This is a genomic window from Providencia vermicola (assembly GCF_010748935.1).
Lineage (GTDB): Bacteria > Pseudomonadota > Gammaproteobacteria > Enterobacterales > Enterobacteriaceae > Providencia > Providencia zhejiangensis.
The window spans coordinates 147,597-158,456 of sequence record NZ_CP048796.1 but is presented as its reverse complement, the minus strand read 5'-3'; the positions used below and the strand labels follow the sequence as shown (position 1 = coordinate 158,456).

General features: G+C 34.7%; 13 protein-coding genes. 11 read left to right on the top strand and 2 right to left on the bottom strand.

Annotated features, from left to right (window positions below; translation table 11 throughout):
- Window positions 1-66: 66 nt before the first annotated feature.
- From G3341_RS00685 to G3341_RS00640, 10 genes are all read left to right on the top strand, one after another.
- Complete coding sequence (locus G3341_RS00685; RefSeq protein WP_154623055.1) at window positions 67-1,263, top strand: PrgH/EprH family type III secretion apparatus protein; 1,197 nt, start codon at window positions 67-69, stop codon at window positions 1,261-1,263.
- Between the two features lie 11 nt (window positions 1,264-1,274).
- Entirely contained in the window at window positions 1,275-1,604 is a 330-nt protein-coding gene (locus G3341_RS00680; protein WP_154623056.1) for an EscF/YscF/HrpA family type III secretion system needle major subunit, read from the top strand.
- Window positions 1,605-1,658: 54 nt separating this feature from the next.
- Entirely contained in the window at window positions 1,659-1,952 is a 294-nt protein-coding gene (gene sctI / locus G3341_RS00675) for a type III secretion system inner rod subunit SctI (RefSeq protein WP_154623057.1), read from the top strand.
- Window positions 1,953-1,955: 3 nt separating this feature from the next.
- Complete coding sequence (gene sctJ, locus G3341_RS00670) at window positions 1,956-2,714, top strand: type III secretion system inner membrane ring lipoprotein SctJ (RefSeq protein WP_154623058.1); 759 nt, start codon at window positions 1,956-1,958, stop codon at window positions 2,712-2,714.
- Window positions 2,698-3,252 carry a hypothetical protein gene (locus G3341_RS00665; RefSeq protein WP_154623059.1) on the top strand — a complete coding sequence of 185 codons (555 nt, stop codon included), beginning with the start codon at window positions 2,698-2,700 and terminating at the stop codon, window positions 3,250-3,252. The genes sctJ and G3341_RS00665 overlap by 17 nt, the downstream gene beginning before the upstream one ends.
- Complete coding sequence (locus G3341_RS00660) at window positions 3,230-3,880, top strand: hypothetical protein (protein ID WP_154623060.1); 651 nt, start codon at window positions 3,230-3,232, stop codon at window positions 3,878-3,880. The genes G3341_RS00665 and G3341_RS00660 overlap by 23 nt, the downstream gene beginning before the upstream one ends.
- Complete coding sequence (locus G3341_RS00655) at window positions 3,858-4,352, top strand: hypothetical protein (RefSeq protein ID WP_163860487.1); 495 nt, start codon at window positions 3,858-3,860, stop codon at window positions 4,350-4,352. The genes G3341_RS00660 and G3341_RS00655 overlap by 23 nt, the downstream gene beginning before the upstream one ends.
- A 344-nt stretch (window positions 4,353-4,696) precedes the next feature.
- A complete protein-coding gene (locus tag G3341_RS00650; protein ID WP_154635688.1) occupies window positions 4,697-5,125 on the top strand; it encodes a winged helix-turn-helix domain-containing protein in 429 nt (142 codons plus the stop codon).
- A 14-nt stretch (window positions 5,126-5,139) separates the two neighbouring features.
- Entirely contained in the window at window positions 5,140-5,574 is a 435-nt protein-coding gene (locus tag G3341_RS00645; protein WP_163860486.1) for a YbaY family lipoprotein, read from the top strand.
- A gap of 1,293 nt (window positions 5,575-6,867) precedes the next feature.
- Window positions 6,868-7,326, top strand: coding sequence for a hypothetical protein (locus G3341_RS00640; protein ID WP_154622707.1), 459 nt, complete (start codon window positions 6,868-6,870; stop codon window positions 7,324-7,326).
- Between the two features lie 78 nt (window positions 7,327-7,404).
- Here G3341_RS00640 and G3341_RS00635 read toward each other — a convergent pair whose 3' ends face one another.
- Both G3341_RS00635 and G3341_RS00630 read right to left on the bottom strand, forming a co-directional pair.
- The gene (locus G3341_RS00635; protein ID WP_163860485.1) at window positions 7,405-8,922 is read right to left on the bottom strand and encodes an MFS transporter; all 1,518 of its coding nucleotides are present in this window, start codon (window positions 8,920-8,922) and stop codon (window positions 7,405-7,407) included.
- Between the two features lies 1 nt (window position 8,923).
- Complete coding sequence (locus G3341_RS00630; RefSeq protein WP_163860484.1) at window positions 8,924-10,009, bottom strand: HlyD family secretion protein; 1,086 nt, start codon at window positions 10,007-10,009, stop codon at window positions 8,924-8,926.
- 128 nt (window positions 10,010-10,137) lie between these two features.
- Between G3341_RS00630 and G3341_RS00625 the strand changes: the two genes are divergently transcribed.
- Window positions 10,138-10,761: a TetR/AcrR family transcriptional regulator C-terminal domain-containing protein gene (locus G3341_RS00625; protein ID WP_154622704.1), complete on the top strand. Its 624-nt coding sequence runs from the start codon at window positions 10,138-10,140 to the stop codon at window positions 10,759-10,761.
- Window positions 10,762-10,860: the final 99 nt, after the last annotated feature.

Genomic DNA, 10,860 nt, shown 5'->3' with positions numbered 1-10,860 from the left:
TTCTACTGACAAAAATGAAGTAATACTTTTTACTGATACTAATTTCTTATCCGTGGAATTCATTTTATGACAGATACAAATAGCCGCGCTTGTATAATGAAAATTGCTAGCGGCCCTATGAGTGGGCATGAGTTGGTATTAACAGCAGATGCTCATCTTATTGTTATCGACCCCAATATTCAATACAGAGCAGAAGTCGATGATAATGGCTTTACCACCTATTATATTCCTAGTGCTGCCGAGCATTATGAACTCGCTGTCGTGACAGAACAAGACCCAACAAACAGCAGTGATAACATACAAGAAAAAATATTTAGCCTGAATATTAATGATGGGATTAAATCATTTACTATTCCCATTGTTTATCAAGAATTAATGCTTGCTGATATATTCCCGATTGCTTTTAAAGCACTTGATATGCCATGGAAATTAACCGATATAGAAGAAAGTATACCGCATAGCGCGTTTTGTGATGATAAAAAAAATAACTTAACGTCTCTGACTGAAAAACGCAAAACCATTTTTATCTGTACTTTTCTATTGTTTATTTCTTTTGTGGGTATTTATCTATACCCTACAAATAATTCAGAAAAAAAAATAAATATGCTAGAAAACATACTACAAGATAGCCATTACCCCATCATCGCCACTCGAGATGGACAAGGGGATGCATTAATTCTCGTACAAACACAGCGTGATGCCGATTGGAGTGTACAGCGTTTAAATAAAGAAAATTATGCTGATAAATATCACATAAAAAAAATCAATGATCTTGAAAGTGAGATTGAAAACCACATTTATGATTATATACCTAACCTTTTAAAAGTAGATTTATCCAATCCTTGCCAACCCGTTATACGTATAATCAAAGAACAAGCCTTATCTAAAGATAGGAAAATTATTGATAATATAATAAAAAGCCATCTTGCCTGTTATACCGATAGTAAGGTGATAGAAATAGAGTCAAAAGCATTAATCCAGATAGCTGAACTTGGTTTGACTGAAAGTAACGTTCCATGGAAAAAAATAAATAAAGATAATCACGTTATTTTTATTATTCAGGGAAATCTTAATGATAAGCAAACGTCTTCAATTGTTCAGCTAGCTGAACGTTTTTCTCATAAATGGGGAAATAAGTATATTCAGTTTTCAGTATCTTTGGCGACTAATCAGTTAGCAGGAAAATCATTTATCCGTAACGATCAAGGCTTCATTATTTTAGGTCATAACCATTGGTCGTTTAATTCAAATACTCTTAACTAATGAGGTGATATATGTCAGATGGATCTACATCAGATATTTTAGGTATTAATAGTGCCACCGGTAATTGGGATTCATCCGCGTTTGAAACACCAGTTAAAGGTGATCATAACTGGGGGATGATGTATCGCAGTAGTGCGAATGTCAGTATTCGCGCTAAGGAATTAGCTGACGAATTAAAAAATATGCTTGATGGTAAAAGTGAAAAATTAGAAGTCGATAACCCATTAGTACTCGGAAAAATTACGGCTTTAAGCGGTAACTATAATATGGCACGTCAATTACAAAGTAGCTTAATGAAATCTATTAAAGATACAGCCTCAGCGATTATTCGTAATATTTAATTTATATCGAAGAGCATCAGTTAAGTGATGCTCTACTTTTTAGGAACTAATATCATGCAAATCACCAACCATACTATGTTACCACCAACACCAGATAACATTTCAGACAATACTTCAAGCCAATCACTTGAAGATAAAGTGAAAGAGTTATATGCACAATATTCTGTTGAGGTAAAAAATAAAAAGCAGCAACTGATTATTCAGGGAAATAGTCTAGATGTCAGCAATCCCGTGGAGATGTTGAAAATGCAGGATGCCATTGGACAATATGCATTAGAGCTCAATTTTGTCTCCACACTCACCCACAAAGCAACCAATGCCATTGATACATTATTAAAAGCCCAATAAGCCATGAATATAGTCAAAAAACTGCTCTTGGTTGGCATGATTGGATTCTTGGTCGGTTGTGATGATCAATTATTACTCAGCCACCTTAGCCAGCGACAAAGTAACGAAGTCCTCGCTGTGTTACAAGAACACGGCGTTGATGCTTCACGTAAACAAGATAATAAGCAAGGAGACTCAATTAGAATCGCGCCTAATGACTTTGTTATCGCCGTTGATTTGTTACGACAATATCATTTGCCATCCAAAGATCCCATTGAGATTATCCAAGCTTTTCCTGGAGATTCTTTAGTGGCGTCACCACAAGCAGAGAGAACCCGACTATTATCATTAATAGAACAACGTTTAGAGCAATCATTATTAACCATCCCTGATATTGTCAATGCAAGAGTACATGTTAGCTATCCTCTAAGCAGCAATAGCGCCACAAAACAAATACAAAAAGTATCCAGTCTGGTGACCTATTCAGGTAATGAAGACCCCAAACTCATGATGAATAAAATCAAATTATTCCTAACCAATAGTTTCGCAGAAACCAGCTATGACAATGTGTCTGTTGTCGTCGTTAAACGACCACCACTGCAACATCAAACACGCCATCAACCTAAAACTCTGTTGAATCCAGTTTGGGTTACGGTCATTTCCTTGTCAGTCATCATGGTGATTGGTTTATTAATATTTGTTTGGCGTCGGCAGCCATTTTTCAAGACTAAGGCAGATACAAATAATATGACTGAGGTAAAAACCCATGGCGTCGGAGAGTAATATATCATTGCTTTTAAAAACGGATATTTTCTTAGCGCCAGGAAGCTATTTTCATCCTGAATATAGTAATATTCATTACCATAAATTGCCTCCAATATTAAAGAAAATACATAACCATCGATTAATTCGACAATACCCGATGCCTTGGCCGGATCGTACCACGATGATATTGCCAAATATTCTCTTACAAGAATGGGCGAACCTCCCGAAGGTTGCGCTTGGATTAGGCACAATTCTCTATAAGGAAGAGCTTCCTTGGTGGGGAAAACTCACCGTTTACTCAGATTTACGCCAACAGTTTGCTAACCCGCTTTGGCAAGTGAGTGGAGTAAATATTCCCTCACCACAGAGACTACTGGCTCTCGGAGCAGAACAACTTTTTGCTCAATTAATTCCATTCGGTGCAGTATATACCGACAGGTTAAAACATATGTTTAGCTATAAAACGCGCCAACTCATCCCTTCCGCCGTAAAAGCAATATTACCTTGGAATATTATTGAAGAGACTTGTCACTATGTCCGAAAAAATGCAGCCTGATATTCAACAAACCGCAAGAGAAAAAGTACTCATAAAACATAATACAATTAGTGCCTTTCGCTATGCAAAACACATAACAAAACAAGCTCACAAGCAAGTAACCGAAAACTATCAGAAAGCTCAGCAAGAAATAGAGCATATCCGTCATGTTGCTTATCAACAAGGTTATCAAGATGGATTAAAACAGTTACTCTCGAATATGATTGAAAGTATTGAGATGAGCGAGAAACGCTTTCAGCAACAATTAAGTCAAAGTAAAGAACAACTTTTACATCAACTCTCTGAATTTTTCCACGATAAACTATTACAAACAATCATTGCTGAACATTTCATTCAACAATCGAATATGGAACCCGCTATTTTGTATTTACCGAGTTCATTACAAGAGAACTCCCCTCAAAAAAACGCTCATATTAAATTTATACCAAGTCAAAATGAGGATATCGCCTTAGAAATAGGCAATGAAATTATTCATTTTTCGCCTTCTATCGCCGTAAAACATCTATTACCACAACTATTATCGATTCCAAGCCGCTGTCAAGTATTAGCAGAACGAAAAATAGCCTACCAAACGATGAGGAATAACCTTAATCAAGGAGAAACCAATGATTACGCCGCTAAAAAATAATCATTTAAAAACACCATCAGAGCATACACTACCCACAAATCACGACAGCTCAACGTTAGTCAATAAAGTCAAAAATACATGGCAAGCTAAAACAATCGAAAATACCAAGCAGCTTAAGCTAACGACTCAAGAGATTGAAAATATTAAAACATTTTTTACAACATTGAGAGTCAGTGATCCAAAAGATATTAAAAACTCGGAAGATCATAAAACAAACTTCTTAGCGCTTTGTAAAAAACTCAATAGACTCTCTTCTGAAGAAAAAAAAAGGTTTATTGCTGGCGCCATACAATTACTCGGAAAGCCCGATACCTTTGATAATCAAGAATTACTCAAGAAAACGTTCAATCACGCATTTTATCGTGTTAATGCGGTAAAATTTATGCTCCAACCACTGACAGAACAAATGAATAATCAGATAGGCCATAACAAACTAGAAGATGATGGTGATGATGAGCTTTCATTCGTCTAATCTATCGTATTTTTAATATATTATCGTTTTTTCCTTTCTTCACAAAGATTTGATAAGAATCCTATTCGAAATTTATAGACTTAGCATATTTCTTATCATGCTAAGTCTTAGTCAAACACCCCGCTCAATAAAATATAAAAAATAAATATACTAAATTGATATATATAACTGAGCGCATAGCGATAAATTAAGCCATCCTAAAAAATCATCTGGATTTATTAAAAATCGTCTTTTTTTTATAAAAATCTTATTGTGTGTCGTTTTTTTATATTGTGGCACACTATCTTGAACGTTAGGATATGGCAAATAACTTGTCGATGAAATTATATATATGGAAAAATAATATGAATAAGACAGATCAAATTGAGCAAGAACCCCTTATTATTTTATCGGAATATGTTGTTTACAACCCTCTCAAGCGAACGCTCTCTCGCGGTAAGAAAACGATTAATCTTTCAGAGAATGAGTCATGCTTATTGAAACTATTACTGAATAAAACCAGTAGTAAGCGCGAAATTATGTATGAGATTTGGGAAAAACGCGGAACGATTGTGACTGAAAGCAGCTATTATAAGTTAGTCAGACAGCTTCGCTTATCATTTAAAAAAATAGAGCTTGATGAAAATTTAATCATGACCCTACCTAGGGTTGGTATCCTATATACAGGCACAAAATCAGAAGCTAATCGCTCAATGTTCAACCCTCAAAAGAAAGGGATATATTCTTATGTTCAATGTTTTTTCAATAAGGTATTTAACCGCACTATTTTATAATCAAGAGAATAGAAATGAAACTAATTAACCGCAATAACAAATTCACATCATCAATATATTTATTGCTATTGGTCTTTTTTTTGTCTGGCTGTACAAAAAACTTAACTGAAAATAAAAATAATAAGTTATCTATCATTGAGGGAACGATTCATTCCAAATCTATTGATATCCCTAATGATTCATTGGTTACCCTTTCTCTTTCACCAATCGGTAAAAACGAAAATGAGAGTATTACAAGCGATAATTTTCAATTTAAAACTAAAAAATCAGGGCGTTTTTTAACATTTAAAATCAGACTATCATCTGAAATGAATAAATTAAGAAGTCAGTTAGGAATCAGTGCAAGAATAGAAAAAGATAATCAGCTAATAATGATGAGCGATACTATCAATCCTATACCTAAAAGCGCTTCTGGTCATGTTTCTCTTACGGTTATAACAAGTCAGTAAGAGTCATTGAATAAAACGATCAATCGCTCATTAAAATTCATATGGAAGAATTGCATTACAAGAAAAACGAGAAGATTCAGTGTTATCTATAGTCTATGGTGATTATAATGAGGCTATTTATAGCGATATTCTATAACGTTATTCTTCCATATACTCCCCTCCTACAGTTAAGTTAAAATTCATCACAAGAACTGAAGAAATAAATCTCTGTATAAAAAACAATCTTGTCTAAGGTTAGATAGATTAACGACCTTGTGTCATGAGCATTTCATGAAAAATCAGCAGCTGACTTAATTCCAACCGTTTAAAATCAAACAATAAAGTGAACATAACTGCCCATATAAATATTTGAATGGAGATACCATACCTGTTTTTTACAGAAGAGATAATAGCGAATTTCTTCCACAATAAAATGCAATAACCGATGGAAACATGCAAGATAATTGATTTAATAAGCATAAAATGACCGTATCTATTAATCGTTGATATAATATTCACATTGATACTTGACGTAAATCGAATTCATTATAGCTTTTTAATCGTTATTTAACATTACTTGACTTTATTAACACCAAATAAATAACAGTGCTAACTTTTATTTATCATAAATAAATAATAGAATTATCTATGATAGATAATCTGTAATGTTGCTATATTAAACAACTGTATTTATTCAACATACATGTTTAGATTAACAAAATCTAAACATTATAGTGATGCCCCTTCCATTCTATCATTATAAAATATTTTATTCCTACCAACATCCAATAAACATAATCAATTAATAATAGACGAGTTAAACTCGCCCTTACTCTTTATGAGAGGTCGACCATATGAAAATAACTAATCACGCCTAAATAAGTCACTATTATAGCTTTTATATTATCTATCTCTAGATTTAAAAAGCATTTTATTGTTTTTGTGGGAATAAATAGAACATTTCAAATCTTATGTTATATTTAAAAAGTAATCTTACCGCTATATATTAGATTAAAACGATAATCCAACTGTTATTTTTATAAGGTTCAATTGGCCAGTTAATTATGCTCATTCATTAACTGGCCAATTGAAATGAAAAATCTTTTATTCTTTATGATAGTTCGTTTCAATATTCGGCTATTTTTATTTGATAGCTATTAATTAAATATTAACATCCTAATTTTTTAAATTTAAGTTGAGGTCACTATGTTTTATGGATATGTAACAAATATTATTGGATATACAAGTAATCAGACAGATAACCGTTCCGTCTTGCTAACCTGAACCGTGACGGGGCCAAGAAACCCTGAGATATTGACTTTTCTTTTTGAAGGTGTTGATGCCTATGCCGTATCGCTTTTTATCGCGACCGAGCATAAAAGCGGTTCTGATATGATGCTAACGATCATTGATGCAGATGAACAGGCTACAAGGCCTCAAAATAGTCGAAAAGTAAATGATTTTTATATTAGTCCTACAGGTTATTCGGCGAGTAAATTAGAGGTAACAAAAAAGATCGAACAACCCACTCAAGGCTATATTACCGAGGTAGATTATATTGCTAAAAATCTGGGGCGTGATGACTATTTTATTTTTTTTAATGATGAGTCATTGATCCTATCAATGGATAACCCATCCGTTATGGATGTGTTCTTCACCTATATGATGAATTATTATGATAACAATAACATTTATAATTTAAAATTCGAGGCTCAATTGAACAATGAGGATAATTTACATTACATCACTAAATTAACGATGGGTAAAAATTAAAGCCTCTATTTCAGTATTGCCTCCTAATAAGGAGGCAATATCGATATTACGATAATATTCTCACAACGAGCCTGTGAGTCATTCTTTTCCAGGTACAATACTATTTTCAGGTGCTGGTTTTAAGAATATAAGTAAAAACAATACCATAATTGCAATGAGTAATGTCATGGCAAAACCATCGATAAAAGAACCTACACTTGACTCCCGACTGATTAACGATAAAACGACACTGAACGTGTCTGCCGAAGATAGCTTCTGTTCTCCTGTTTGGATAAAAGCTCTTTTAGTTTCGAAATGCCCATCAAAAGCTACCCGTAAATAAGTATTCATTAATGCACCCGATATAGCCGGCATTAATACCCTAGCAATAGAGATGTATGCGCCTAAATTTAATGCATCCTGAGGCTTAATATTAACAACAAATGAAGCAATTAAACCTATCAATACTAAACATTCACCAAATGACTGCATAATCATGAGTGGTACGAATTCATCAACCCGCCATTGATAATCCACCTGCATTCCTAATACGCTAGCACCGCCAATAATCGTTACACCAATCACCATTAGTAATCGTGAATCAACTCTACGCGCCAACCAAATTGCTATTGGGCTAAATAAGAGATAAGCGATAAAAGCAATGTTAGTCACTTCTCCTATTTGATAGGGTTTTAACCCACTGATTGTCGTTAAAAATGAAGGAATAAATAGAGAGTTCGCTAGCATTAAAAAACCGTATAGGCAGGAAACAATAAAGCACAACAACAAGTTTCGATTTGCTAGCCAACCAGGATGAGCAAATGTTTGATTAAAAAGGAATGAACGAACGATAAAAATAGTAAAAAGAATCACACTTCCTAATAGACAAGAAACAATCAATCCAGAGTCATACCAACCAAACATTTCACCTTGCACAATACCAATATAAAGTAAAACCAAACTGACGCTTTTCAGCGCCATGCCTCCCCAATCCGTTTTAGCTAAAATATCACGGTTAATTTCAGCTACTGGCATACCTTTCCATGTAAATATAAAGATAAAACACGTAAAAAAAGTACAAATCCAATACATCCATTGCCAGCCAAAGATTTCAATAAATGATCCTGAAATTCCGACGCCAGCATCCATGCCTAAAGAGACCCGTAAACTGTAAGCGGCCATGACAATCAACCAGACATTTGGCTGTAAATTTCGTAAAGCTAATGAAATTGTCATCGGCAAATACACGCCTAAACAGAAACCAATGACAAAATGAATTGATACTAATTCAATAAGTAAGCGACCATCTACACCTAATAATGGAAATGACAAAAAACTCACTAATAAAACAATACTGGTACTCATTAATATTTTTTCAGCACCCAAGACGACCATAAACCAAGGTGTTAACGTCATGCTGATTAGCTGTGCCGCATTTAATGAAACATTAATCCACGATCCTTCTTGCGCACTTAAACCAAAAACACCACGAATATCGGCCAGTGACAAAGAAAACATTCTCACAAATAATGTCGACAAGACAGCCCCGAGAAATACCGAAATAACAACAAAAAGAGGCTTCGTTTCTTTAGCATTTTGCAATATTCTTAGTGACATATTACTTTCCTTGCGAATGCATACTCTGCGTATCAATATTCACAACAACTGACATTCCAGGCCGGAGCTTATCTATGTCATTTGATTGCGTTGAGAGAAAACTAATATAAACAGGGATCCGTTGAACCACCTTTGTAAAATTCCCGCTACTATTATCTGCGGGAATTAATGCGGCCTCACCACTACTTTGCGCACCAATATCACGAACAACACCACGAAACTCCATACCGGGAAAAGCATCAATCGCAATAGAAACGGATTGTCCTGACTGAACGTTTTTAAGTTGGGTTTCTTTTAACTGCGCAATGATATAAGGCTTAGAACGAGGTGTCACAGTAACAATTTCCGTACCCGGTGTGACTAAACTGCCTACATTAAGCTTAATTTTATTCAACTGGCCATCGAATGGTGCCACTATCGTGGAATACGAAATTTGCGTCTCTGCTTGTTGATAATTTGCTAATGCAATATCTCGTTCTGCCAGACGGATCTTTTCTTGTTGCATTAATACTAATTTAGATTGTTTTGCTTGCTCCCATTCGGCTTTAGCTGCTTGCTCTAATTTTATTAATCGCTGTAAATCTGATTGAGCATCAAGATGATTTTGAGAGGTTATTGCTCCACTTTTAATTAATTCCTTACGCAACAAAGGACTACGCTGCATTTGTGCCACTTCAATCCCCGCAGCCTTATAGCGGTTTAATAGCTTTTCAATTGTCAGGTCATGCTCTTTAATTTCATCAGCAAGATTCGCAAATTGTTGCTCCGCTTTTATATACTTTGCTTTAGCAATTTTCTGATTCAACAGCTCTTCTTGGTTATTAATTTCAGCAATAACTTCCCCTTGATGAACATATTGATAATCATCGACTAAGATTCGTGAAATATAGCCTGTCATTCTTGACTTTAAGATTGCTGAATCTGATTTAATATACGCATTATTTGACTCTTGATAGCGCTGATTACTTTGCCACCTATTCCAATTGAACGTGGTAATTGCAACTAATATGCCTATACATAACACGCTTATCCACGGTGTTAATCCAAAGATTTTTTTGGAAAATTTTTTAGTTTCCTCAGTCGCCATGTCATCAACCTCAATATGCATACCTACAAGTGGCAAAATAAACTATACTGACAACCTAACAACGTTAGGTTAGATAAATATGTTAGACTAACAATGTTAGGGAATAAAGATATAATTGAGAATTATTTATGAAAAATCAAAAAATCACACGATTACAAGTACTTGAAACAGCACTGCAACTGCTAGAGACCGACGGTATTGATGGATTGACGATGCGTAAGCTTGCCGATGCTCTGCATATCAAAGCCGCTTCACTGTATTGGCATTTCAATAACAAACAGTCCTTAGTCGAAGGCATGGCAGACCATATTGTGGCTAATGTCGCGGTGGGTGATCTAAATGAAGAGGATTGGAAGACTAATTTATTAAACATTACCCATCAATTGCGAGACGCTTTGTTACAGCATCGAGATGGCGCGCGAGTTTTCGCTGGAACCTATGTTATTTCAGATAATGTATTACGTATCAATAACGCGTTGATTAAAACCTTTATGCAATCAGGCATGTCAGCAGAAAAAGCAGCAAACTCAACCATGACTATATTTTATTTTATTTTGGGATGCTGCATAGAACAACAAGCAGCACTCTACTCTCATGATAATGAGATAGATGAAAAACTAAATAAATTCAATGAAATATATAAGAATCAATACCCATACACATGGGCTGCTAAAACCATATTGTTTACCAATAACTATGAGCAACGTTTTCTAGATGGCCTCACACTCATTATTCGCGGCCTAGAAAAATAATCGCAATCACGACTTAACGAGCTGAATATTAGAATCATAATCAGCTCGTTAGCCAATAAAAATTAACCTAAGCGTTTTCTATCCTTACCGATAAAATGA